Annotated in this window: 19 protein-coding genes; 10 read left to right on the forward strand and 9 right to left on the reverse strand. The window is 44.9% G+C overall.

From position 1 onward, the window contains the following. The first annotated feature begins 48 nt into the window (after positions 1–48). Positions 49–894, forward strand: coding sequence for a polysaccharide deacetylase family protein (locus tag MB380_RS14270; RefSeq protein WP_253525182.1), 846 nt, complete (start codon positions 49–51; stop codon positions 892–894). Between the two features lie 5 nt (positions 895–899). Here the strand turns inward: MB380_RS14270 and nhaA are convergent, their stop codons facing one another. From nhaA to MB380_RS14290, 4 genes are all read right to left on the reverse strand, one after another. Further along, a complete protein-coding gene (gene nhaA, locus MB380_RS14275; RefSeq protein WP_253525198.1) occupies positions 900–2045 on the reverse strand; it encodes a Na+/H+ antiporter NhaA in 1146 nt (381 codons plus the stop codon). 371 nt (positions 2046–2416) lie between these two features. Next, the gene (locus MB380_RS14280) at positions 2417–3052 is read right to left on the reverse strand and encodes a hypothetical protein (RefSeq protein ID WP_253525201.1); all 636 of its coding nucleotides are present in this window, start codon (positions 3050–3052) and stop codon (positions 2417–2419) included. 81 nt (positions 3053–3133) lie between these two features. After that, on the reverse strand, positions 3134–3679 hold the full coding sequence (locus MB380_RS14285; protein WP_253525204.1) for a Crp/Fnr family transcriptional regulator: 546 nt from the start codon (positions 3677–3679) through the stop codon (positions 3134–3136). A 412-nt stretch (positions 3680–4091) separates the two neighbouring features. After that, the gene (locus MB380_RS14290) at positions 4092–4955 is read right to left on the reverse strand and encodes a cation diffusion facilitator family transporter (protein WP_253525207.1); all 864 of its coding nucleotides are present in this window, start codon (positions 4953–4955) and stop codon (positions 4092–4094) included. 537 nt (positions 4956–5492) lie between these two features. Between MB380_RS14290 and MB380_RS14295 the strand changes: the two genes are divergently transcribed. After that, complete coding sequence (locus MB380_RS14295; RefSeq protein ID WP_253525210.1) at positions 5493–5912, forward strand: response regulator; 420 nt, start codon at positions 5493–5495, stop codon at positions 5910–5912. A 340-nt stretch (positions 5913–6252) separates the two neighbouring features. Then, positions 6253–8781: a heavy metal translocating P-type ATPase gene (locus MB380_RS14300; RefSeq protein WP_253525213.1), complete on the forward strand. Its 2529-nt coding sequence runs from the start codon at positions 6253–6255 to the stop codon at positions 8779–8781. Positions 8782–9429: 648 nt separating this feature from the next. Here the strand turns inward: MB380_RS14300 and MB380_RS14305 are convergent. Both MB380_RS14305 and MB380_RS14310 read right to left on the reverse strand, forming a co-directional pair. Beyond that, complete coding sequence (locus MB380_RS14305; protein ID WP_253525216.1) at positions 9430–9624, reverse strand: hypothetical protein; 195 nt, start codon at positions 9622–9624, stop codon at positions 9430–9432. Next, positions 9624–10364 (reverse strand): NrtR DNA-binding winged helix domain-containing protein, encoded by a 741-nt coding sequence (locus MB380_RS14310; protein ID WP_253525219.1) that lies wholly within the window; start codon positions 10362–10364, stop codon positions 9624–9626. Before MB380_RS14310 ends, MB380_RS14305 begins: the two co-directional genes overlap by 1 nt. Before the next feature lie 262 nt (positions 10365–10626). Here MB380_RS14310 and MB380_RS14315 point away from each other — a divergent pair, with 262 nt between their 5' ends. Continuing rightward, positions 10627–14058, forward strand: a complete 3432-nt coding sequence (locus MB380_RS14315; protein ID WP_253525222.1) for a ThuA domain-containing protein — start codon at positions 10627–10629, stop codon at positions 14056–14058. Between the two features lie 216 nt (positions 14059–14274). Further along, on the forward strand, positions 14275–14640 hold the full coding sequence (locus MB380_RS14320; RefSeq protein ID WP_253525238.1) for a hypothetical protein: 366 nt from the start codon (positions 14275–14277) through the stop codon (positions 14638–14640). A 69-nt stretch (positions 14641–14709) separates the two neighbouring features. Here the strand turns inward: MB380_RS14320 and MB380_RS14325 are convergent, their stop codons facing one another. Next, positions 14710–17424, reverse strand: a complete 2715-nt coding sequence (locus MB380_RS14325) for a PAS domain S-box protein (RefSeq protein WP_253525241.1) — start codon at positions 17422–17424, stop codon at positions 14710–14712. Between the two features lie 87 nt (positions 17425–17511). Beyond that, positions 17512–18213, reverse strand: a complete 702-nt coding sequence (locus tag MB380_RS14330) for a hypothetical protein (RefSeq protein ID WP_253525257.1) — start codon at positions 18211–18213, stop codon at positions 17512–17514. A gap of 246 nt (positions 18214–18459) precedes the next feature. Here MB380_RS14330 and argS point away from each other — a divergent pair, with 246 nt between their 5' ends. From argS to MB380_RS14345, 3 genes are all read left to right on the forward strand, one after another. Beyond that, entirely contained in the window at positions 18460–20235 is a 1776-nt protein-coding gene (gene argS / locus MB380_RS14335; RefSeq protein ID WP_253525260.1) for an arginine--tRNA ligase, read from the forward strand. A 34-nt stretch (positions 20236–20269) separates the two neighbouring features. Continuing rightward, the gene (locus MB380_RS14340; protein WP_253525275.1) at positions 20270–20872 is read left to right on the forward strand and encodes a glutathione peroxidase; all 603 of its coding nucleotides are present in this window, start codon (positions 20270–20272) and stop codon (positions 20870–20872) included. Between the two features lie 304 nt (positions 20873–21176). Continuing rightward, positions 21177–22058 carry a 1,4-dihydroxy-2-naphthoate polyprenyltransferase gene (locus MB380_RS14345; protein WP_253525288.1) on the forward strand — a complete coding sequence of 294 codons (882 nt, stop codon included), beginning with the start codon at positions 21177–21179 and terminating at the stop codon, positions 22056–22058. Between the two features lie 238 nt (positions 22059–22296). On the opposite strand, the gene MB380_RS14350 is transcribed toward MB380_RS14345, so the two are convergent. Then, entirely contained in the window at positions 22297–22902 is a 606-nt protein-coding gene (locus tag MB380_RS14350) for an OmpA family protein (protein WP_253525291.1), read from the reverse strand. A gap of 259 nt (positions 22903–23161) precedes the next feature. Here MB380_RS14350 and MB380_RS14355 point away from each other — a divergent pair, with 259 nt between their 5' ends. Both MB380_RS14355 and MB380_RS14360 read left to right on the forward strand, forming a co-directional pair. After that, a complete protein-coding gene (locus MB380_RS14355) occupies positions 23162–24508 on the forward strand; it encodes a tetratricopeptide repeat protein (protein WP_253525294.1) in 1347 nt (448 codons plus the stop codon). 278 nt (positions 24509–24786) lie between these two features. Continuing rightward, positions 24787–25956: a carboxypeptidase-like regulatory domain-containing protein gene (locus MB380_RS14360; RefSeq protein WP_253525297.1), complete on the forward strand. Its 1170-nt coding sequence runs from the start codon at positions 24787–24789 to the stop codon at positions 25954–25956. Positions 25957–25995 lie beyond the last annotated feature (39 nt).

The raw sequence follows: 25995 nt of genomic DNA on the forward strand, positions 1-25995 counted from the left end.
TTAACCAAAGTATGCCATTTTTGCAAAGCAAAGGCAAAAACCTGTATCATGAAAACACTCGTATTAGTAAGCTTGCTGCTGCCACTGGCATTGTGCGCACAGCCGCCCAAAGGGCCAAATGCAAAGCTGAAAGCAAAACTACAGCCTTACTACACCCCAGATTACCTGTGGTTTAAGAACCAGATAATGGGCGAATTTCATAACGCCACACCGGGGCGCTTTGGCGTGGTTATTAAAGATGTTTTTGAAGATGTGGCCGACGCCAACAAGGTAATTGCCTTTACTTTTGATGCCTGTATAGGTAAAAGCAATGATTACAACGCGCCCCTGATAGCTTACCTAAAAAAAGAGCATATACCTGCTACCCTGTTTGTGAGCGGCCTCTGGATTGACGACAACCTGGCTACCTTCAGGCAGTTGGCGGCTGATTCTCTTTTTGAAATCGGTAATCATGGGCTGCTGCACCGGCTTTGCTCGGTTGACGGCGAAACAAAATATGGCATTGCTGCCACCCAAAATGTTGGGGAGGTGATAGACGAAATGGAGCTCAATTCGCGCAAAATAGAAAAACTCACTGGCAAAAGGCCCCGGTTTTTCAGGTCGGCTACGGCCTATACCGACGAAACCTGCGCCCGGATTGCCAATCAGCTGGGTATGCAGGTAGTTGCCTTTGATGTACTCAGCGGCGACGCCGTTCCGTTTGCGGCTCCGGAGCTTATCAGCCAGACCATCATCAGCCAGGCACGGCCGGGGGCCATTGTAATTATGCACTTCAACCACCCGCAATGGCACGAGTTACAGGCATTGCAGATGGCCATACCCGTACTACGCGCCAAAGGATATAAATTTGTAAAACTTACCAACGAAAAGCTGGTATCGCAACGCGGCCAATAGCAACGTTATTCAGTAACGCGGTCTTTCAGCACCAATTTCAGAAAGAAATAACCAATAGCCCCTGCCACCAGCGACGACAGCAGTATCACAAACTTGGCTTCGTTAATAATGGTGATATCATTAAAGGCAAGCAGGGTTATGAAGATAGACATCGTAAAACCTATGCCCCCCAGAAAACCCACGCCACCAATCGACTTCCAGCTGAGGTCGTCGGGCAGGCGGCAGATTTTCAGCTTGACAGATAAAAACACCAGCAGAAAAATCCCCAGCGGTTTACCAATAACAAGCCCTGCGGCTATGCCCAGGCTGTAAGCCTGGGTAAGCATTTCGCCCAGGTTGCCGCCCAGACTAATGGCTGTATTGGCCAGCGCAAACACCGGAAGAATAACAAATGCTACCGGTTTGTGTAGAAAATGTTGCAGCAAATAAGAGGTTGACTTCTCGTCGCCGTTGCCGAAAGGCAGCGCAAATGCTACCAGTACGCCAGTAATAGTGGCATGCACGCCCGAGTGCAGCATAAAATACCACATGGCTACGGCGCCAATCAGGTACGGTATCAGGTTTCTTACTTTCAGGCGGTTCATAATAAATAAAACAGCCAGTATGCCCAGGGCAATAAGCAGGTTACCCCACATCAGGGTTTTGGTATAGAAAATAGCAATAACCAGTATCGCGCCGAGGTCGTCAATAACAGCCAGGGCCGTCAGGAAAATCTTGAGTGATGCCGGTACACGATCATTCAATAAAGATAAAATACCCAGTGCAAAGGCAATGTCGGTAGCCATCGGGATACCCGCCCCGGCCTGCGCACTGCCACCGAAATTAAAAGCCAGGTACAAACCCGCCGGCACCAGCATACCGCCAATGGCGCCAAAAATAGGTAGCATGGCATTTTTTATGTCCGACAATTCGCCCAGATAAATTTCACGCTCAAGTTCAAGGCCTATCAGCAAAAAAAAGATGGTCATCAGCCCGTCGTTAATCCAGTATTCCAGCGGCTGCCCACCTATCTGGCTATGCCAAAGGTGCTGATAGCCCTCTGCCATACCCGAATTAGCCAGTATGAGCGAAACCACCGTACAGGCTATCAGCACAAGGCCGCCTGCTTTTTCGCTTTCAAAAAAATCCTTAAATAAAGCCGTTAATTTCATGCTTTCCCGTTTGTTGTGTGTACAAAGATACGCATTTATTGGGGAATGAGTGAATTAGTGATTGAGCGGCCGGCGTTCCGGTGATTTAGTGAATTTGTGATTGAGAGGATTTATTTACGAAAACCCCTTTTTTTTTATAAATGCGCTTGTAATCCAATAACCCACAAGGAAAATTCGCTAATTCACGATTATTCATTCACCGCAACGCCGCCCGCTCATTCGCTCAATCACCATTCACCGCAACGGCGGCCGCTAATTCACTAAATCACCGCAACGGCGCACGCTCATTCAGCGGAACGCCGCCCGCTCATTCACTAAATCACTAATTCACTAAATCACTAATTCACTAAATCACTCAATCGCTCATTCACTCAATCGCTCTTCCTTCTCCACATCAATACCCCTGCCAGCACCAGCCAGCTTATCAGTCCGAAAACAAATATGCTGAAACCCCAAACACTGGTAAAGTTGAATTTCAGCAATAAACCGGCAAGTCCTGCGGCCAGAATCAATAATCCATAATACCCAATCCATTTAGGCAAGGGGCTGGCTGTCAGAATAACCACCGACCATACCCCTACCGCAAAAGTGGTACCCCCAATAAACAGATAAGCCATAGCGGCATTGATATAAAAGCCATAATGCACTATCATGTCCAGGGTTTCCCGGCTGGCTTTGGTTCCGTAGTAGTGTTCTACAAAATTGGGCATAACAAAACCGTTAAATGCGGCTGCAATGATGCCCCCCATAAGCCCAATGCTGAAAACACAAAACCCCAGCATAGACAATCGGCCCGGCGTTTGCAGGTGCACCGATAGCCCCCATGCGCCAAAACCTATAAAAGGCATACAGGCAATAGCAAGGGCATGTGTAAACACAATAACTTTTTTTACATGTATGATATACTCCATGCTGCCACCGGTGGGGTGGTGAATCATGGTAGCGGCGGCCAGAAAGGCCCCCATAAATAACATGAAAGCAGATGTTTGTCTGAATTGGTTGTTCATAATGATTTTTTTGAAGATGCGCACAAAATTGCAGCGATGTCAGCAAAACATCACTTGATTCAAATCAAGAAAAACAATGGGCTAATAAATACTTCTCACCCTGCTGAGTGTTTCGGGTGTCATTTTCAGGTAAGAGGCTATCATTTTGAGCGGAAACTGCTGCAACAATTGAGGCCTTGTGCTGAGCAGATGATTATATTTTTGCAGCGGTGTAAGGGTGTTATCAAAATAATGATTGCGGGCCAGGGCCTGCTCAAGCACCTTACCGAGTTGGAAGAAAACCGGCGACATACCGATTAATTCATGCGCTGCGTGAATAGACATCTCAAGCACCTCGCAGTCGGTGTGAGCTTTTATACAAGTGGCTGATGGTTTCTGCCCTACAAAGCTGGTGTAGTTCATCACCCAGTCGTTTGCCATATACAGGTCAATGATGTTTTCGTCAATATCATTCAAAGTAAACTGATAAGCCGCCCCCGACACCACCAATGAAATACTTCGGCAAATGATACCCTCCGCCAAAAGCCACTGGTTTTTCTTATACTGACGGGCAACCATTTTTGAGGCAATAAATGCGGCCTCACTTTCAGTAAATCTGCCAATTTTGTTTAAAACCTCAAAAAGCATCAGTTTTGTTATTGGTTTTGAAAGGTTCACCCCTGATATGGTCAAATCAGAAAACTTCTTTTATGGCGTAGCCTATATTTCAGTACGAAACGAATAATTGCGCCTGCAAATAAACCTGAATTTTTATAAAGCCGTAATCTACCAAGCCAAAAACATTAAATCTAATTTACCAAAACAACGGCACACTCATTGACCGCAACGCCAGCCGCTAATTCACCCATTCACTAAATCACCATTCACTAAATCGTTCATTCACCGGAACGCCAGCCACTCAATCACTAATTCGCTCAATCACTCATTCACCATTCACTCATTCACTAATTCACCATTCACTAATTCAGCGGAACGCCGCCCGCTCATTCACTAATTCAGCGGAACGCCGCCCGCTCATTCACTCATTCACTAATCGTTCTCATTCATGCGGTTCTACGTGTATCAGAATCTGGTCAAGCTCCGGCATTTCGGCTTGCAGATAATCTTTCAGTCGGTGTGCCACGGCGTGTCCTTCTCGCACGGTCATGTGGGCATCTACAATAACGTGCAGGTCTACATGATACTTCATACCCGCCTTGCGAACATAACATTTTTCGGTTTCAATAACCCCGTCTACCTCCATCGATTTCAATCTGATAGCCGCAATTACATCATCATACAGGTTTTCGTCCATTATTTCACCCAGCGCAGGTCTTACAATCAGGTAGCAGTTATACAAAATGAATCCAGATGCAAAAAGTGCCGCCCAATCATCTGCCGACTCATAGCCCTTACCCATAATCAGTGCAACAGTAATACCAATAAAAGCCGCAATAGAAGTAATGGCGTCGCTTCGGTGGTGCCAGGCATCAGCCCTTAACGACGAGCTGTTGGTCTCGCGGCTTTTTTTCATCACAATCTGGTAAGATAACTCTTTCCATAAAATAATTACCCCAAGCACTATCAGTGTCCAGGCTTTAGGCAAATGATGAGGCGTTCTGATATTGTTGATACTCTCATGGGCTATCAACGTGGCCGACATAATCAGAAAACCCACCACCAGAAACGTAACCAGCGGTTCTATGCGCCCATGCCCGTACGGGTGATTATCGTCGGCAGGTCTGCTGGCATATTTTATACCCATCAGCACCAGAATAGACGCAAAAATATCGGTTGTCGACTCAATAGCATCTGCAATTAGGGCATAAGAATTGCCGAAAAATCCGGCCAGCCATTTAATAATTGCCAGGGCTATATTGCCAAAAATACTGAAATACGTGGCCCTGATGGCTTTTTCTTTCATGATATACTGCCTTCAAAAAAAATTAATAATAAAGCCCGAAACACACGCTGCAAGCAACTTTTTGCAAATGTAGAGCAAAACCCCGAATGTGGCGGTTATTTTTTACCCATTTGCTGATATTAATACATAAAAGGCAACAAAAACCGTTATAAATACAAATGCAGTGTCGCGGGGCAGGTGCAAGGTGCATCGCCAACACTATTTTACTCATAAACCGAAATTATTTAACAGATTTTTGTGCTTTCATTAAAACATTGTTAAAAAAAGCACATAAATGCTTGCTTTAATAAAATTTGATTCTAATTTGTAGCAGAATACTAAATCAGCAACACAAAGTCAATCTTAGTATAGTCAAACCGGCTGCCTGTTTTGCCTATTGTTATAATACCACAACAGACCTTCAAAAAAGAGATAGTGGCTAAATCACTAAAATTCAGTTTTATCTGAAATTACCCTTGGTTATTGGTTTAGAGTACCTCAGGCCGAGTTTTAAAAATTTCCCGTAAGTACCATTTTCATTACTTAATTAAAAAAAGGATGCACGTTTCATTAAATGTTATTCTGGCCGAAGACGATAAGGATTATCAGGATATTTTCAATAACGCACTGGAAGAAGTGAATATACCCACCACACTCACCGTGGTAAGTGACGGCTACGAATTAATGAAAACGTTGAGGTCGCCCGATGCCCCCAACTATAATATTGTGATTCTGGACATTAACATGCCCAAAAAGAACGGCATTGAGTGCCTGAAAGAAATCAGGAAAGACCAGACCCTCAGCAACACTTATTCGGTGATACTCACCAGCAGCCAGGACCCCATCATTAAAGAAAGCGCCTACCAGGCAGGGGCCAATCTGTTTCTTACCAAGCCCATTAACTTTCATGAATACGTAGAAACCGTAAGAACAATTCTGACCTCCGACTGGCGGATGAACCTGCCGATATTTTTTTGAAACCCATTACACCTCGTAAATCTGAGGCTGTATAGCTATGCCCAAAAACCACCTGATGGTATTACATTTCGCCCAATTCTAATTGCCACAATGTTCACAAAAAAGACACTATGTAACACAATTCTAACCCCTCGTCTTCTATTTGCTCAATAGTTTTCCATTTGACCATCCGAAATTGAAAATCGACAATTCTCTAAATCATCCCCATTCCTGACATTTCTCATATTCCTGCTAAACAATCATCCCTATTTTTGGTGTTATATAGGCAATAGTGCGTTGTTTTCTTCTCTTCAAGACAAGCAGATGCGTTGCGCTTGCCTTCTTAAACAGATTTACTCCCTTGACACATACTTACTTTATACAGGGCATGTCATGCGACGGCTGCCGCACAAAGGTAGAGAAAACCCTCAATAGCCTTGAAGGCGTACAGGCAACGGTGAGTCTTGACCCACCCCAGGCCGTAATCAGTATGCAAAAGCATATTGCTTTGCCAGTGCTTCAGGCGGCATTATCAAAAGCAGGTAAATACACCATCAGCACCGAAAACACCCCTCAAAACACGAAGGTGCATGGGGGGCATTCAGCCAATCATCAGCATGCTGCACATCATAGTCCGGCTAGCTCTACTCCTCTGACGCCTAGCAGCAAAGGCACTTATTACTGCCCTATGCACTGCGAGGGCGACAAAGCCTATAACGCACCCGGCAACTGCCCGGTTTGCGGCATGAATCTGGAAAAACTGCCCGAACTGGCCGTCCCCAGCCAATATACCTGCCCTATGCACCCGGAGGTGTTCAGCAACACCCCCGGTGCCTGCCCGAAGTGCGGCATGGACCTGGTGCCGCTAATGCCCTCAGAAACCAACGATAACGCGGTGTATCATGACCTGCGCAAAAAAATGATAGTGGCTACCGCCTTTACGCTGCCCATTTTTCTGATAGCCATGATTGAGATGATACCCCATAACCCACTGCTGCAACTGATGGACGCCCGGTACTGGAACTGGCTGCAAATGGGGCTGTCGCTTCCGGTTATTTTTTATGCCGGATGGCTGTTTTTTGAAAGAGGCTGGCGGTCTGTTACATCAGGCAACCTGAATATGTTTACGCTCATTGCGCTGGGCACGGCGGTTGCCTTTGTGTTTAGTGTTACCGGGGTAATATCGCCTGGCATCTTCCCACCTGAATTCAGAACTGAACACGGGTCGGTGCCGCTTTATTTTGAGGCTGCCACCGTTATTCTGACGCTTGCGCTGCTGGGGCAGCTGATGGAAGCCAAAGCCCATACTCAAACCAGCTCGGCCGTTAAAGAATTACTGAAACTAAGCCCAACCGATGCCACGCTGGTGCGCAACGGCAAAGACGAAAAAGTATCGATACACGCCATTCAGCCCGGCGACTTGCTAAGAATTAAACCCGGCGACAAAATACCGGTCGACGGAAAAATAACAGAAGGCGAAAGCAGCATTGATGAGTCTATGATTACCGGAGAGCCGATTCCGGCAGATAAAAAAGAGGGCGATGCCGTTACATCCGGCACCATTAACGGCAATAAATCTTTCATTATGGTAGCCGAAAAAGTGGGGTCTGAAACCCTGCTGGCACAAATAATTGCGATGGTAAACACGGCCAGCCGCTCTAAAGCCCCCATTCAGAAACTGGCCGATACCATATCCAGATACTTTGTACCAACGGTTATTCTGGCGGCGGTAATAACCTATTTTATGTGGCTCAAATGGGGCCCAGCGCCCGGGGCGGTTTATGGTTTTATTAATGCTGTGGCCGTGCTTATTATTGCCTGCCCCTGTGCATTAGGCCTGGCCACGCCCATGTCGGTTATGGTTGGTGTGGGCAAAGGCGCGCAGTCTGGTATATTAATTAAAAACGCCGAAGCCCTTGAGGCAATGGCGCGGGTAAATGTGCTGATTATAGATAAAACCGGCACCATAACCGAGGGCAAACCATCAGTAGAACGCGTCTTTACTAAACAATTTGACGAAACCCAGGCATTAGCCTACATTGCCGCTCTAAACCAGAACAGCGAGCATCCCTTGGCACAGGCTGTAGTTAACTTTGCCAGAAATAAAAACGTTTCATGGCCGCAGGCTAAAGACTTTGAGGCCATAACGGGCAAAGGCGTAACCGGAACCGTTGAGGGCAAAAAAATAGCATTAGGCAACAAAGCCTTGATGACGACCATAAGGGCGCAAATTCACCCTGACATAGAGCAGTCTATTATTGAAGAGCAAAAACAAGGCAAAACCGTTTCTTATATTGCTGTAGACGCTGTGGTAATAGGTTTTGTAAGCATTGCAGATGCCATAAAACCTGGTAGCAAAGCGGCTGTTGCCGAATTGATTGACGGTGGCATGGAAGTAATGATGCTTACCGGCGACAACGAAAACACCGCTGCTGCCGTAGCCCGAGAGTTGAACCTGACAAATTTCAGGGCATCGTGCCTGCCGCAAGATAAACTGAATGAAATAAAACGGCTGCAACAATCAGGCAAAATAGTAGCTATGGCCGGCGACGGCATTAACGATGCCCCCGCACTGGTACAAGCCAACATTGGTATTGCTATGGGCACAGGCACCGACGTAGCCATTGAAAGCGCCCGCATCACATTGGTAAAAGGGGATTTACAAGGGATAGTGAAAGCCAAAAAACTGAGCCATGCCGTGATGAAAAACATCCGCCAGAACCTGTTTTTTGCCTTCTTTTACAATGCACTGGGTATCCCCGTGGCCGCCGGTTTGCTGTATCCGTTCTTCGGGGTGCTGTTATCGCCCATGATAGCCGCCGCCGCCATGAGCTTCAGCTCAGTATCAGTGATTACCAATTCGCTACGGTTGAGGAGTAAGAAGATTTAGGGAAATGCAGAATGGCGAATAATTAACAGTTTTTTGGTAGAGCCGAAATGCTTGCGGCTTCCGGGGAATATGCGCACCAAGTAAAACTTCTCTGAATGATTTAATTTATATAACCAGTCTTCTTAGCCATTAGAATTGACAATAATTCAAACCGTAGTGCATTTGGAATCGGAGAATATAAGCTGCCAATAAATATTCTAAAGGTTTTGATTGAAACATTCAGTTCAACATCTTCAAGTCTTTTGATTCAGAAATGAATCTGCACTTGTTTGGGATTGCTTTTAGATTGGTTCTGCGTTTTTTGGAAGATTGGGTATCCCGTAGGGATGGTATATCGGTAGAAAATATTGCTCATACACGTATAAAGTCCCATCGGGACGATATATTATCTACTCAACAATAAATATATTATCCCTGACGGGATACGCAGCTATAAGCCAAATCTACCTCTACTGATATACCATCCCTACGGGATTCCGTTTGAATGGAAGGTTAACTGATTAAATTCAACAATCTTTGATTAGTGCTAATTTGAGGTCTATTTGTGTATGCTTATTAAATGCACTACGAGTAATAATTCAATGAATCAGATTTACCTCTGAAGAGGCACCGCAGTGCACCTCTACGAAATGACTGAGCTAAATTATTTCAGCAAAACTTCACTAATCCGCCATTCACTAATCCGCCATTCACTAATTCGCCATTCACTAATCCGCTATTCACTAATCCGCTATTCACTAATTCGCCATTTACTAATCCGCTATTCACTAATTCGCCATTCACTAATTCGCCATTCACTAATTCGCCATTCACTAATCCGCCATTCACTAATTCGCCATTCACTAATCCGCGATTTTTTCAAGACTTTTAAACCGATACAAATAAGGAGCCTTATTGGCTGCTCCGGTAAATTTCTTTTCCAGACGTTCCAGAATATCCAGGTCGAGAATCATTTTCTGGAAATTATTTCTCCGGAAAGGCCTGTCCAATATCGTTTCGTATAAATCCTGCACCTCTTTCATGGTAAACGTTTCAGGCAGCAGATTAAACCCTATCAGCTTGTAATTCAGCATCAGGCGCAGGCTTTCAAGGGCTTTCATTATAATATCGGCGTGGTCAAATGCCAGCCGGGGCAGGTCTTTCATATCATACCACTGGCAGGTTTCGTCAAGCCCAGAGCAAAGAGGCACTACCCGATGAATATCTACCAGCGCATAGTATCCAATAGATATAAACCGGCGTTGCAGCCATTCCAAGTCTTCAGACAGCACTTCACCTTCTCCCAGACCCCCTTTTATGAGTTCTATTACCTGCCGCATCAGTTCCGGAGACGACCGCTCCAGGCTGCCAAACACACCAAACTGCTCCAGATAAATATCTTTTATTCCGGTTCGCTCTGCCAGAATCCGTAACGCTGCGCTGTCCAGACTTTCATTTTGCCTAACAAAACCACCCGGCACCATCCATATATCCATATTTTTCAGCCGGGGCAACAATACCCTTAGCTGCCTGTCATAAAACCCAAAAATGACACAATCAACAGAAACCTGCTCTATAAATTCTCTCTTGTTAAATAATTCCATGATTGCTGTGGGGGTTTATCTGCCCGTTAAAACTTTGTGCTTAGTTTTAACCACTTTTCTAAAACGCGTACTATTTATTCTGTTTTGGGTACAATATTAGTCAAAATTTCATTATTGTCTAAAAATTAGACAATATTCTTGTTTTCTATTATTTAAGTACACACATTTGTATCCGGAAGAGTGCATTTACGCCGCAACAGGCGCCTTGCGCTTCTGCCTCAAAGCCATTACTTTACACCCGTAAACAATTTATTTTACTTTGATGAAATCTAACAAAACAATCAGCTTATTGTTAACCCTGCTGCTGTCGTATGGTCTGGTACAGGCACAGGTAAAAAAGCCGCAACTGCTGGTATTCAGCAAAACAGCCTCTTTCAGGCACGCGTCTATTGATGCAGGCAAAAAAGCACTGGCCAAAATGGCAGCCGAAAAAGGCTTTGCCGTAACTTTTACTGAAGACGCCGAGGCTTTTAATGAAACCGATATTAAAAAGTATAACGCCGTTTTGTTTCTGAACACCACCGGCGACGTACTGAACGACAAGCAACAAGCCACTTTTGAACGGTACATTCAGGCCGGTGGCGGTTATGTAGGTGTACACGCAGCTACCGACACCGAGTACGAATGGCCCTGGTATGGTAAACTGGCAGGCGCTTACTTTCTGGACCACCCCATGGTGCCCAGCAACGTACAAAAAGGTAAATATACCGTTGTACAAAAAAACCACTGGGCTACCCAGGGCATGCCCGACGAGTTTGAAAGAAGCGACGAGTTTTACAGCTTCAAAAATATTTCGCCCAAAATCAACGTATTGCTGACCATTGACGAAAAAACGTATCAGGGAGGCAAAAACCCCGACTACCACCCGATGAGCTGGTATCAGGAGTTTGACGGTGGCCGGTCGTTCTACACTGCCATGGGGCATACAGACGAAACCTACGCCGAGCCTCTGTTTCTTAATCACCTGTATGCAGGTATCAATTACGCTATGGGAGGGCCAAACCCCAAGCCTTTAAATTACGCCAATGCACGCCCTGAAGAAAACCGCTTTACCAAAGTAGTGCTTGAAGAAAAATTGAACGAACCAATGGAGCTGAGCGTATTGAACGACGGCCGTGTGCTGTTCATTGAGCGCAAGGGAGACGTGAAACTGTATAACACTAAAACCAAACAACTGAAAACCATTGCTTCTATACCTGTAAGCATCAAGTACAAAAGCAAAGAAGGCAAGGAATCAATGGGTGAAGACGGGCTGATGGGCCTTAACAAAGACCCCAACTTTGCGCAAAACCACTGGATTTACCTGTACTACTCAATACCGGAGGAATCGAAGAACATTCTGACCCGCTATGAGCTGAAAGGTGATGAGCTGGTGCTTTCGTCTAAAAAAGTATTGCTTGAAATACCCACCCAACGCGAAGAATGCTGCCACACCGGGGGTTCTATTGCCTGGGACAAAGCCGGAAACCTGTATCTTTCAACCGGCGACAACACCAACCCGCATGGCTCGAACGGCTACAGCCCGAGCGACGAAAGACCGGGCAGGGAATCATGGGATGCGCAGAAATCATCGGCCAACACCAACGACCTGAGAGGTAAAATCATCAGAATAAAACCTACGCCTGAGGGTGGCTACACCATTCCGGAAGGCAACCTTTTCCCGAAAGGCACAGCCGGTACGCGCCCTGAAATATATACCATGGGCCACCGTAACCCTTTCAGAATTTCGGTTGATAACAAAACCGGATTTGTTTACTGGGGCGAAGTAGGCCCCGATGCCGCTAAACCTGCCGACGACCGCGGCCCCGCAGGGCACGACGAAGTTGGCCAGGCACGCAAACCGGGTAACTTTGGCTGGCCACACTTTGTGGGCGACAACAAAGCTTACAATAAGTATGACTTTGAAAACAAAAAATCATTAGAGAAATGGGACGTAAACGCCCCTACCAATACTTCACCCAGCAACACGGGTCTGAAAGTACTGCCTCCGGCGCAAAAGGCTTTCATCTGGTATCCTTATGGGGCTTCGCCAGAGTTTCCGCTGGTGGGTAGCGGTGGTAGAAACGCCATGGCCGGGCCGGTGTTTTATTCAGACAATTTCAAAACCGCTCAACGCGCGTTTCCTAAATATTATGATGGCAAATTGTTTATTTATGAATGGATGCGCGGCTGGATAATGGCCGTAACGATGGACAAAGACGGCAATTATGTATCGATGGAGCGTTTTATGCCCAGCTATAAATTCAACAACCCGATGGACATGGAGTTTGCCGAAAACGGCGACTTATACATGCTTGAATACGGCTCGGGCTGGTTTACCGGTAATGATGACGCCCGCCTGATTCGCATTGAATACAACGGTGGCAACCGCAAACCGCAAATTGCCGTAGCTGCTAATCAGCTGGGTGGCGCGGTGCCTTTCAACCTGAAATTAAGCTCTAAAGGCTCAACCGATGCCGACGGCGACGCCCTGAAATACAGCTGGCAAATTACTTCAAAAAATGGTTTCAATAAGGTTATCAGCACGCCAGATGCCGCATTGACGCTCACCAAGCCGGGCATTTATAAAGCCACCCTTACTGTTAATGATGGCAAAGGCGGCACAAACGCGCAGTCGTTAGAAATCATAGCCGGTAACGAGCCTCCGGTATTGAGCTTCGATATGCAAAAAGGTAACAGGTCTTTCTATGTTGCCAATAAATCTTTCGACTACGACATCAAGGTAAAAGATAAAGAGGATGGCACGCTCGGCAAAGGCATTGATGCCGAAAACGTGGCCGTAAGCATTGACTACCTGCCTGAAGGATTTGATAAAGTTGCCATTGCACAAGGCCACCGTTCGGCTGATGCCAGCGCGGCATTTGTAGCTGGTAAAAGACTGATAGAAGCCAGCGACTGTAAAGCCTGCCACAGTGTAGAGAAAAAATCTATCGGGCCAGCTTATCGCGACGTAGCTGCCAAGTATAAAGGCGACAAAGATGCAGCCGACCGCCTGGCCAAGAAGATTATCAGCGGTGGTGGTGGCGTGTGGGGCGAAACCCCAATGAGTGGCCACCCGCAGCTTTCAGCAGCCGATGCCGGAGAAATGGTGAAGTACATCCTGAACCTGGCCAACGAAAAACCAAAAGCAAAATCGTTGCCGCTGCAAGGCACTTACACAGCCAAACTACCTGCTAACGACAAAGGCAAAGGCGTGTATATTGTAAGAGCAGCCTACGAAGACCAGGGTGCCAACGGCTTGCCATCGTTAAAATCAGAGCAGACTTTTACGCTTAGAAATGCCACTTTGGGTGCGCACGATTTTGATAAATATGAAGACGTAAACAAGATGTCGTTCAGTGGGCGTAACCTGGCTATGCCTGCCAAGTCTGGCGCATACATGGTGCTTAACAAAGTAGACCTGAGCGGCATTACCGAATTGCAGATTCAGGCAATGGCCCCTAAACCACAGGTTAACGCGTTGGGTGGCAAAGTTGAGTTACGTCTCGACAGCCCCAAAGGCAAGCTGGTGGGTGAGTCGGCCTTCCTTGAGCCATCTGATCAAATGAGCATGACCCCTAACATTCTGAAAGTACCGATAAGCAAGGTAGAAGGCCTGCACGACATCTACGTGGTGTACGTAAACCCGAAATCTGAAAACGGCACCCTGATGATTGTAACCGGACTGGAATTTAAACTCAGCGAGCAAAATTAATTAGTGAATGAGTGTATTAGTGAATTAGAGAATGAGCGGGCGGCGTTCCGCTAATTCACTGCAACGGCGCCCCATCAATCAAAAATTCATTCACTAATTCACTAATTCACTAAATCGCTCATTCACTCACTCAATCACTAATTCACTAATTCACTAATTCACTAATTCACTAAATCGCTCATTCACTCACTAATTCACTAATTCCCTATTTACCCTATGAAATCTATTCTAACATTTGTTTTATTAATAGCCGCGGTATCGCTGGCTAATGCGCAGGCACCTGCAACAACCAATTTCTTTACAGGCAACTGGGAAGTACTTGTAAAAGGCACCCCACAGGGCGACGTGAAACTGCCAATGAGTTTTGAGGTAGTAGACGGCAAAATTATTGGCAAAGTTACCAACCCTGAAACCAAAGAAGTAGCCAACATGACCTCAGTTGAAATAAAAGGTGAAGAGTTGTTTGCAGCCTTTTCGGCAGGTGGATATGACCTGACAATGGTTATCACCAAAAAAGACGACGATCACTTTGTAGGCAAACTGATGGATATGATAGAGGTTGAAGGTACAAGATTGAAGTAAACAGCGTTTCTGAACTTTGATTTAGCAATCAGCCGCGGCGGCTTACCGCTAAATCAAAGTTCAGAATTATTACTCCCCTACCGGAAAATACATATCAAACCGGGCGCCTTTACCCAACTCGCCGCTGGCGGTTATAAACCCGGAGTGGTTTTCTACAATTTTTTTAACTATCGCCAGTCCGATTCCCGTTCCGGGGTACTCATCTTTACCGTGCAGGCGTTTAAATACCTGAAAAATGGCCTCGTTATATTCAGGCTCAAAGCCAATGCCGTTGTCGGTTATTGAAAAATGATAATAGCTCTGTTGAGGGTCTATACCCGAAATACTGATTCCGCGGCCCGGTAGTACCTCACAGGTAATACTTATGCGGGGTTGTTCATCAGTTTTAGAAAACTTAAGGGCGTTGGTAAATAAATTGGTAAAAAGCTGCTCAAACTGATACCTCACCACGTTCATATTTGGCATATTTAGCACCTCTACTACCGCATTCTTTTGTTGAATGGTGTCTTTCAGCTGTTCAAGTATGCCATCAGTAAGTGAGGCCAGTTCAACAGGCTCATAATGCCTTGCAGCCGTATTGGCCCTTGAGTAAGCCAGCAGGTCGAGTATCAGTTGCTGCATACGTCTGGAGGCATTCTGCAGGCGCATAAAGTAATCCTTGCCTTTGTCAGACAGCCTGTCTTTTTCGATTTCCTGTATCCGCGCCGAAAACGTCTGTATTTTTCTGAGGGGCTCCTGCAAATCATGGCTGGCTACATAGGCAAACTGCGCCAGTTCGTTATTCAGCTTGCTTAGTTCTTCATTCGATTCCTGCAGCTCTTTTGTTCTTTGTTTTACCTGCTCTTCCAGTTGGTCGGTAAAAACCTTCCAGTCGTGCACGTCGGTACTGGTACCTACCCACATCACTATATTACCATCTTCGTCTTTCTGTGGCAGCGCGCGGCTCAGCTGCCAGCGGTACTGGCCGTCATGCCTTCTGAAACGGTGTTCCATTTTAAACAGCTCTCCTTCTTTTACGGCTTGCAGCCATAGCTGGCGGTTGGTTTCTTTTTCCTCAGCACACAAAAGCCCCAGCCAGCCTTGCAGGCCCAGTTGGTCTTTGGTCATACCCGAGAAGTCGTACATGGCCTGGTTAAAATAATTCATGTTGCCTTCGGGGTCGCTCGTCCAGATATGCTGTGGCATAGAGTCGGCCAGTAAACTAAACTTCTGCTCTCTGGTTTCCAGTTCGCGGCGGTAGTTCATTTCAGTGGTCATGTCTCTGATGGTCCCCAGCATTTTATAAGGTTCGTTCGCCTCATTATACAGCACCGTGCCGCGGGCCTCAAACCAACGGATGCTTTTATCGGTACGTATCAGCCTCGAAACATAATGCAACACACCAGTTTCAGTAGCTGTTTTAAAGGCCTTTTCTCTTACAGGCAAATCATCCGGGTAAAGGTGTTTGATAAAGTCTTCATGCATCAAATCGCCGGCAGACTCATACCCGAAAATCTGCAGGTATCTTTCAGAAGCCCAGATCTCACCCGTGTTCAGGTTCAGTTCCCAGGTGCCCAGTTCACTGGCTTTCAATACTATCTTTAAACGCTCTTCGTTTTCAGACACCAGCCTTTTGGTGCTCTTCTGGTTGGTTATGTCGCGGGCAATTTTAGAGGCCCCGATAATTTCTCCGCGTGTATTTTTTACGGGCGATATCGTAAGCGAAATATCTATTTTCCGGCCGTCTTTTCTGATACGCTCGGTTTCAAAATGTTCTATCCGCTCGCCTTTTTTCAATCGGCTGATAATCTCGTCTTCTTCCTGCAGGCGGTTGGCTGGTATCAGTTTCGACACATGCTGGCCTATCATTTCTTCAGCCTTATAACCCATAATGCGCTCACCGGCGGCATTCCAGCTCGTAACAATGCCATCAAGACCCTTGCTGAGAATCAAATCTTCCGACGACTCCACAATGGCTGCCAGGGTTGCCATTTTTTCTTCTGCCACCCGGCTTTCTGTAATGTCTTTCAGAGTACCCAGCATTCTTACAGGCTGGCCCCCGTCATTATAAAACACCTTGGCCGTTGTCTGTATCCACTTCTGCTCGCCGCTGTTCATTCTCATTCTGAACTGGTAGTCAAACTGGCCTGTTTCAAGCGCTTTGCCAAACATTTCTTTCAGCTTCAGCATATCGGCCTCGTCAATCATTTCGGCGTATCCCTTTGGGGGCATCCCCGGGTTAATACCAAATATTTTATTCATGATGTCAGACGACACCACCTCTTTTGTCAGTATATTATAATCATAAATACCAATATTGCTTATATCAACTGCCAGGCGCATGCGTTCTTCCAGTTCTTCCACTTTCAGGCGCGCCAATATCTGCTCTGTTACCTCATAACCGGAAATGATGATTCCTATCACTTCTTCATTCACGTTCTGAAGCGGCTGAAACGTTAAATTGGCAAAGGCCTCTTTTGGCTCACGGCCGGGCTGGCTGAATAGAAAGCGCATTGCAGCATCAGTATGCGTTACACCGGTTGAATACACTTTATTGAGAACGCTCTCAAAAACTTCTTTCGTTAATTCGGGCATTACCACGCCCAGCTTTTTGCCTATCACTTCGCGCTGACCAAAAAACCGTAAAAAAGAAGGATTTGCCAGTTCAAATACGTAATCTGTGCCTTTAAGCACACAAAAAATACCAGATGCCTGCATGAAAAAGTTGTTAACAGTCTGTTGGAAATCAAGCTGAACAGATAAATTTGAATCATCGGATGCGTTCGGAGATGACTTATTGCCCATAGCTATATTTCAGATTAGATGTCAGATTTGTATGAATAGTACAGAGAGATAATCATCCGGCAACAAATATATACAATATCTGTGCAATTATTCTTTTTCCATAATCTCATAATCGTTCACTACCCATTGGCCACCATCCTTTTTTATCAGGTTGATGGCCAGATCGGCATTTTCTTTTTGTCCATAAACCTTTAATTCAATAGTCAGTTCTGTCTGTCCGTTGCGTTTTCTGAAGTTAAAATCAGGTACTTTGCTTAGTTTAACCACCTCGCCTGTTTTTTGGCGGATGGCCTGATTACCATAAATAAAGGCTTCAGCCACGATGTACTCCTGCCTCTGGCGTATGTAATACCCAACCAGGTTCCGCAACTGCAAAAACACCAGCATTAAAACAATAAATACACCGGCCAGCAACTCTGTAAATTTGTTAAAGCTACTGGTTTCGTCGGCTACCACGTTGGTTTTAAATAGTACGTCGCCCAGGCGTTTACCGTATATCAGAAACGCCAGTGCTTCAATTGGTAAGGCAATCAGGGTAATGTTCCGGCAGACGCGCCTCAGTGCAGATGCGCCATTGCTGATTTCAAGCCCCAGAAAATACTTGCCGGGGCTGCGCCCAAAGGGCAGGTCTTTCAGAAAAAGCAGCAAGGCAGCCAACGCCAGCGAACCATAAAAGGCGGGCAGAAAATCTTGCCGGAGCATAAAAACGCTCAGCACCATCAACAGTGTTGATGGCACCGCAATAACCAGCAAATCAATCAGAAAAGCGTAGATTCTTTTTTGTTTCATTATTTATCAGACCGCAGAATCAGTAGGTTTTAGCCAAATATAAATCAAATCGTTTATTATAGAAAATACCTCAATTAATTATTTGAATCGGTTTCTTAAACATTTATACCCATTTGGTATGAAACCGCAATTCATCAGGCAAAACCATTTCCTGATATTTTACCAACATTTCTGCCAAAAAAATCATACTTTTGCGGTTCCGTAACCAGCGCACTGTCGCATGGCTGAACCATCCAAGTACAATTTATGAATATCGAATCATCATTAAAAACTGCTATTGCGCAGGCATTATCTGCATTGTTTCAGGTTGAAGAAGAAGTAACGCTGCAACCCACCAAGGCCGACTTTGAGGGCAATTACACTTACGTGGTTTTTCCGTTAGTGAAACAACTGCGCAAAAGCCCTGCTGATATTGCCAACGCCCTGGGAGAATACCTGAAAACAAGTACCAATTATATAAAAGCCTATAATGTTGTACAGGGATACCTGAATCTGGTATTGGCCGACGACGTATGGTTTGACACCCTGAACGCCATACTGGCCGACAGCACCTTTGGCGTGTTACCCCAAAACAATCAGTCGGTCATGGTTGAGTACTCGTCGCCCAATACCAACAAACCGCTGCATCTGGGGCATTTAAGAAACAATTTTCTGGGCTACTCGGTCTCTAAAATTCTGGAAGCCAACGGTTATAATGTAGTAAAAACCTGCCTGGTAAACGACCGCGGCGTGCATATATGCAAATCTATGTGGGCGTATCAGCAGTTTGGCAACGGCGAAACGCCGGAGTCGGCAGGATTAAAAGGCGACCACCTGGCGGGCAAGTATTATGTCATTTTCGACAAACACTACAAATCTGAAATTGAGACCCTTGTTCAACAGGGCATGACAGAGGAAGAAGCCAAGAAAAACGCACCGGCAATAAAAGCCGTGCAGGAGATGCTCATTAAATGGGAAGAAGGCGATGAAGAAACCCTGGCCCTGTGGCGAAAAATGAACGACTGGGTTTTTGCGGGCTTCAACGAAACGTATCAGAAAATTGGGGTGTCGTTTGACAAAACCTATTATGAGTCTAACACCTACCTGCTGGGTAAAGATATAGTAGAAGAAGGGCTGGCTAAGGGCATTTTCTTCAAAAAAGAAAACGGTAGCGTATGGATTGACCTGAAAGAAGAAGGGCTCGACGAAAAACTGGTGCTGCGTGCAGATGGTACTTCTGTGTACATTACGCAGGATTTAGGCACCACCGACCTGAAGTTTCAGGACTACAGCAACAATAAGTCGATATGGGTGGTGGGTAACGAGCAAGACTACCACTTTCAGGTGTTGTTTGCCATCATGAAAAAACTGGGCCGCAGCTATGCCGATGGCTGTTATCACCTGAGTTACGGCATGGTTGACCTGCCATCGGGCAAGATGAAGTCTCGTGAAGGAACGGTGGTAGATGCCGATGATCTGGTGGCTGAAATGATTGCCACCGCCGAGGTTACCACGCGCGAACGTGGCAAGATTGATGATTTCAGCAAAGAAGAGGCCGACAGCCTGTTCAGCATGATTGCCCTGGGCGCTTTGAAATACTTTTTGCTGAAAGTAGAGCCCAAGAAAAAAATGCTTTTTAACCCGGCCGAATCTATCGATTTTCAGGGTAACACAGGGCCGTTTATTCAGTACACCCACGCGCGTATCTGCTCTATTTTGCGCAAGGCGGCATCGCAGGGTATAACCGTGGGCAACAGCGTAAAAAATGTGGCCATAGAAAAGGCCGAAGCCGACCTGATTTTTGTACTGAACGAATACCCGGCAGCATTGCAAAAGGCTGGTAATGAGTATTCGCCGTCGGTTATAGCCAGCTATACCTACGACCTGGCCAAGACATTCAACCACTTTTATGCGGGTATATCTATCATGAACGAACCCGACACCGACAAACAGCTTTTCAGGCTGGCATTAATAAAAGCAGTTTCAGAAACAATTCGTAAGGCAACTGCGTTATTAGGCATAGAAGTACCCAACAGAATGTAATACCTGAAACTTTCAATCAAACCAATCAATTAAAATGAAAAAGACCCTCATTTTAGCCGCAGCAGCAGTGGTTACCCTTATAGGTGCCATGAGTTTTGTTGCTGTAAACAATGTTCTATCTGAAACAGAATTAAGCCGCCCTGCATCGGCAGTAGCCAAAGGTTCGTTCTATGATTACACGTTGAAATCGCTTGACGGCAAAAAAACTATTGATTTCAGCCGTTACAAAGGCAAAAAAGTAGTCGTGTTAAATGTGGCCTCTAAATGTGGTTTTACCCCACAGTATGCCGACTGGCAGGCGTTCCACAAAAAATATGGCGATAAAATCGTGGTATTGGGTATCCCGGCCAATAATTTCCGTTCGCAAGAGCCAGGCACAAGCGAAGAAATTGCCGAGTTCTGTCAGAAAAACTACGGCGTTACTTTCCAGATGTTAGAGAAAGTGAGCGTAGTAGGTGAAGACCAACACCCGCTTTACCAGTGGTTGAGCCACAAAGACCTGAACGGCTGGAACGACAGCGCGCCAACCTGGAATTTCTGCAAGTATGTAGTAAATGAAAAAGGCGAATTGACCAACTTCTTCAACTCAAAAGTTACTCCGGATAACGAAGAGTTCAAAAAAGCAGTTGGGATTTGATTCAGAGAATAATCTTCTGTTAATGTAAATCCCGTAGGGATGATATATTAGTAGAATAACATAGATATTTGCGTTGAAAGTCCCGTAGGGACGGTATATTAGTATATCGTCCCTACGGGACTTCTTTAATTTAACCGACAAACCTAATTCTACTGACAGATTATCGCTCTGGGATACCTGATTCTGTCGACTTGATTCACCATTCATGAATTTATACTAAATATTGCATAATTCTGAACTCGGATTATGTAATTTTGCAATTAATCGAACACATTACTCAATTGTTACTGAATATCGCCCGAATATGAAAAACTGGCTTTCGGCTGCCCGCCCCCGTACCTTACCGTTGTCGTTATCTAGTATCCTGATGGGCAGTTTTCTGGCCGTATCAGCCAGGCAATTCAACTGGCTTATTTTTGCCTTTTGCTGCCTTACCACCATTGCCCTGCAGGTGTTGTCTAACTTTGCCAACGACTACGGCGACACCCAGAACGGCGCCGACCTGGCCGGGCGTGTGGGGCCGCAAAGAGCGGTACAGTCGGGCGCCATTACACCACAGCAGATGTTCAGGGGTATTATATTGCTAGCCGTTATCTGCCTTGTTTTTGGCGTTTCATTACTTTATTTTGCTTTCAGAGATGCCGAGGCCAACGAGTTCTGGGGTTTTCTGGGGCTGGGTTTGTTGTGTATGCTGGCTGCTTATACCTACACAGCCGGTAAAAAACCTTATGGCTATGCCGGCCTGGGCGATGTATCGGTGCTGATATTCTTTGGCCTGGTGGGTGTGCTGGGCAGTAATTATTTATACACTAAAACATTCGACTGGCTCAATCTGCTCCCTGCCCTCAGCTGCGGTTTCTTTGCTACGGGGGTGTTGAACATCAACAACATCAGAGACATAGATTCTGACACCCGTGCGGGTAAGAAGACTATCCCCGCTCGCCTGGGGCGCGAAACCGCCATCAGATACCACTGGTTTTTGCTTTTAGCAGGAATGCTGAGCATACTGGCCTACAGCCTGCTGAAAGAACAATACATGATTATCTACGTGCTATGCTTCCCGTTGTTTTTCATCAACGGCATTAAGGTATCCAGACTCCCCAACCCCGACCCCATGCTGAAACAGATGTCGCTCTCAACACTGGCATTTGTGTTGCTGTTTGGTATCGGGCAGTTGTTGTTGTAGAACCGATTCTTGTAGAGATACTATTTTTATTTGCGTAGAGACAATGGCACTGCCTTGTCTCTTTTTTTATTACCTCAATGCACAAAAAAAGAGCAACACACCGCTGCTCTTTCTTTTATTGCCACAATGTACCCAAATGACACAATGTTTCACAAATGATAGTTTCCCAATCACTCATTCACTCATTCATCATTCGCTCATTCACCATTCACTCATTCACCATTCGCTCATTCACTCATTATTTCCCCGCCGCCACTGACGACTTGGCCTCCAGGAATTTCTTCTCATTGGCTCTGATTTTTACCACAACCCGGCGGTTTTTACGGCGGCCTTCCGGTGTGGCATTGCTTTCAACGGGTCTGGTAGCGCCATAACCTGCAATGGCCATTCTTTCGGCCAGCACCCCATTACCTTTCAGATACAAAGCCACGGCTTTGGCCCGGTTTTCAGACAATATCTTGTTTTTCATCTGGTTGCCACTGCTATCGGCATGGCCTTCTATAAATATTTCAGTGTAGGGGTATTCGTTCAGCACACCAGATATGCTTCCTAAAACTCCTTTGGCATTACTGGTAAGATTTTCTGAGCTTGACTCAAAGTAAAAATCAGGTTGAAACGCAATGTTAATGCCGTCGGCGGTACGCACAATGTCTGCACTGCCTTTGGTGGCGTTTATCAGGGCGGTTGCCAGTTTGTCAAGCATAATTCCGATTCTTACAGCAGCCTCGGCAGCTACAGGGTCTTTTTTCCGACCGGATTCCTGAGAAGATTTTTTTGATGATTTGCACGCTGCAACAAGCATTATACCCAATGCCGCCACCGCCAGAAGCCGATGTAGTTTCATGTTTTTTAAGTGTTAAAAGCTACGTAAGTAAGAGGACTTAGTTTTTAAAAAAGTATTTAAACCGGGCAAAGTTCCTAAAAAACATTTAAAGATTGCAAGTTTTTTGACGAATAATTATATAAGCCCCTCACTTATAGAAATTTAATAAAATCTTTTTCTGAAATAACTTGAGTAAATAGCCAATACTTTTATCTTTGCTAAAGTATAATTCCAAAGAAAATCACTTACTTTCTTACTTACACCTACCCAAAATTTTAGCATGAATAACCGTTTTATCCTGGTCTGTTTTCTGATTACAGCATTGGGGGTAATGCAATTATGTGCCCAACAAACTGCGTCTGATTACTTTGATATCGGTGTCTTGAAAAGCAAAGCCGGCGACTTTGTAGGGGCCTCACAAGCCTACAGCACTGCTATATCGATGAATCCGGACAACCCCAGCAGCTATTTCAACCGCGGCCTAGCCAAGCAACAACTGAAAGACCACCGCGGGGCCATTATGGACTTTGACAAAACCATTGACCTGGACCCCAAAAATGCGCTGGCGTATTTGTTCAGAGGTAAAAGCAAAAGCGAGCAGGACGATTACCGATCGGCCCTGCAAGACTACAACCGCACCATTGATTTAAGCGCCGACGACGCCCTGGCGTATTTGTACAGAGGCACAGCCCGCGCCAAGTTGTTTGATTACACCCGTGCCATACAAGACTTTACCAAAGTGCTGGAACTGAACACAGAAGAGGTGAACAAGTTTCAGGCTTATTTTTCGCGCGGTTTGTGTAAATCCCGACTTGAAGATTTTCAGGGTAGTATTGCCGATTTTACAAAAGCCATTGATTTGAACCCGAAACGCTCGCAGACTTTTGCCAGCAGGGGGTTCAGCAGGCTCAGAATAAACGATTTCACGGGCGCTATAAAAGACTTTGACGAGGCCATTAAGCTAAACCCGGAAGATGGCGAATCTTTATATAACAGGGGTTTCAGCAAAACCAAAATTGATGATTACCGGGGCGCCATCAGCGACTTCGACAAAGCCATTGCCTTAGACAACCAGCACATAAAGGCCTATTACGGCCGCGGTTTTTGTTACAGCAGGCTTAATAACCAGAAAAGCGCCTTAAATGACCTTACCAAAGCCATTGAAATCAATAACCCAAATATTGAATCGAAAGTGGTGTATAATGGGCGAATAACCCGGAATATTCTGGACGAACTCCGGAACCAGGTGCAGGAAAAAAGCAAAATCAACGAGTTTTCTGATGACCGCTCAGAAGGCTACTATAGCCGCAGCATTGTAAAATTCAAAAACGGAGATGCCAAAGATGCTATTATTGACCTGAACAAGGCCATTGAGCTAAACCCGATATCGGCAGAGGCCTATTTTTTCCGTGGTTTTGTACGCTCATCTATGAATGCCCAGAAAGAAGCCCTGCAAGACTGCAACAATGCCATTAAGCTGAACCCAAAATATGCCGAAGCCTACTACGTAAGAGGCATTATTAAACACGCCCTGGGCGACGAAAACGGTGGCTGCTACGACCTGAGCCACGCCGGAGAACTGGGCTACTCAGCCGCCTACAACGTAATACGCGAATATTGTAACTAAGCATTGCTACTTAATATATTACCCAAGCCCTGCCTGATGGCGGGGCTTTTGTATTGTTTAGACCATACTTTAAGTTTCTAATTATTCAAATGTCAATTAATTATTTGATATATATCCCAAATAAATCTGTATTAGGTTTATATCTTGGATTTTTATACTTTGTATATGCAAAGAATTAAAAGTACTGATGCAATTTCAGCAGTGAGTCGTGTATAAAGCTATTGACTAGGTTTATTCAATTTCATTGATATATTGTATTTCATATTTCCAAAAAATATATGACTGTGACAAAAAGAAAGGTTTCTCTTTTTATAATAATAGGATTCGCCCTCCTCTCAACTATTGATAGCTTCAGCCAACAGCAGATAACAGGTGTAATTATTGATAGTCTTTCTAAACAACCTATTTCAGGTGCGGGAGTATTAGAAGCCACTTCTAAAAATGGAACGATTACAAATGAAAATGGTGAATTTAAGATAACGGTTGAAAAATTGCCAGCGACACTGAAATTTAGCCATGTAAGCTATCAACAAAAACAAAAAGAGGTTAATAATACAGACTTTCTGGAGATTCAACTACCAGTTGCTATTATTCAATTGGCTGAAGTTAAAACGGGAAATCCGGCCATATCGATTATAAACAATACGATAAGGAAGGCCTTGGGTGATACTTTAAAAAGACACTATTTCAAAGCATTCTACCAAAAAGTTTCTACTTTTAATGGGAAGTACACCAAACTTCAGGAAATGTTCCTAAACGCCTCCTGGGGACAATTCGGAGTAGATAAATGGCAGCCCACTAATGTGAGATATGCTCAAATGGAAATTCAGAAAGTTATTGTTCCTAATATATCAGTGCTAAGTTTTTTACATTCAAGTACTATATTCAAAAAGCCATTTTTCCCTCTAAATGTAGTAGACATTACCGAAACCTATATATTTAAGCTTAAGCACTATATTAATCCTGGTAGTGAACATGAAATTGCAGTAATTCACTGTAAACCAAAAGTTAAAGAATCTGCATACCCTCAATTTGAAGGAGAAATATTCATCCGGACCTCAAAAGATAATTTATGCCGCATATTAGGAGAGTATAATTATCCAAAATCAAGAAATGTATATCGCACCATTGCATTAGATATTAATTACAAAGAAGACTGCAATGGATTTTCGTTGTTTGACAATCTTTATCTCTCGGAAAAGGTCGGAAAAAAGTTTTCAAGCGAACAGAATATTGAAAAAGTTTGGTTCTTTTTTTATGAAGAAATTGAAGGCTTAAGTAAAGAAACTATTTACCCTGCTTTTGTAGAAAATGATATGAAAATAATAAAAGAGTCACCGTACAATGCTACATTTTGGGAGAAAAATATACCTTTAAAACATACAAAGCATGAAGAGGAAATCATTAAATATTTTGAGAAAAAACAACAATTTACCAGTAACTTTTAATTGAACAAAGTTTAAGACTTTTTTAAATAGATTATTAAA

Source organism: Emticicia sp. 21SJ11W-3 (genome assembly GCF_024138715.1).
GTDB classification, from domain to species: Bacteria; Bacteroidota; Bacteroidia; order Cytophagales; family Spirosomataceae; genus Emticicia; species Emticicia fluvialis.

Coding starts and splice junctions, on each gene's coding strand:
- MB380_RS14270 (WP_253525182.1), top strand. CDS start 49: ATGAAAACACTCGTATTAGTAAGCTTGCTGCTGCCACTGGCATTGTGC.
- nhaA (WP_253525198.1), bottom strand. CDS start 2,045: ATGAAATTAACGGCTTTATTTAAGGATTTTTTTGAAAGCGAAAAAGCA.
- MB380_RS14280 (WP_253525201.1), bottom strand. CDS start 3,052: ATGAACAACCAATTCAGACAAACATCTGCTTTCATGTTATTTATGGGG.
- MB380_RS14285 (WP_253525204.1), bottom strand. CDS start 3,679: ATGCTTTTTGAGGTTTTAAACAAAATTGGCAGATTTACTGAAAGTGAG.
- MB380_RS14290 (WP_253525207.1), bottom strand. CDS start 4,955: ATGAAAGAAAAAGCCATCAGGGCCACGTATTTCAGTATTTTTGGCAAT.
- MB380_RS14295 (WP_253525210.1), top strand. CDS start 5,493: ATGCACGTTTCATTAAATGTTATTCTGGCCGAAGACGATAAGGATTAT.
- MB380_RS14310 (WP_253525219.1), bottom strand. CDS start 10,364: ATGGAATTATTTAACAAGAGAGAATTTATAGAGCAGGTTTCTGTTGAT.
- MB380_RS14315 (WP_253525222.1), top strand. CDS start 10,627: ATGAAATCTAACAAAACAATCAGCTTATTGTTAACCCTGCTGCTGTCG.
- MB380_RS14320 (WP_253525238.1), top strand. CDS start 14,275: ATGAAATCTATTCTAACATTTGTTTTATTAATAGCCGCGGTATCGCTG.
- MB380_RS14325 (WP_253525241.1), bottom strand. CDS start 17,424: ATGGGCAATAAGTCATCTCCGAACGCATCCGATGATTCAAATTTATCT.
- MB380_RS14330 (WP_253525257.1), bottom strand. CDS start 18,213: ATGAAACAAAAAAGAATCTACGCTTTTCTGATTGATTTGCTGGTTATT.
- argS (WP_253525260.1), top strand. CDS start 18,460: ATGAATATCGAATCATCATTAAAAACTGCTATTGCGCAGGCATTATCT.
- MB380_RS14340 (WP_253525275.1), top strand. CDS start 20,270: ATGAAAAAGACCCTCATTTTAGCCGCAGCAGCAGTGGTTACCCTTATA.
- MB380_RS14345 (WP_253525288.1), top strand. CDS start 21,177: ATGAAAAACTGGCTTTCGGCTGCCCGCCCCCGTACCTTACCGTTGTCG.
- MB380_RS14350 (WP_253525291.1), bottom strand. CDS start 22,902: ATGAAACTACATCGGCTTCTGGCGGTGGCGGCATTGGGTATAATGCTT.
- MB380_RS14355 (WP_253525294.1), top strand. CDS start 23,162: ATGAATAACCGTTTTATCCTGGTCTGTTTTCTGATTACAGCATTGGGG.
- MB380_RS14360 (WP_253525297.1), top strand. CDS start 24,787: ATGACTGTGACAAAAAGAAAGGTTTCTCTTTTTATAATAATAGGATTC.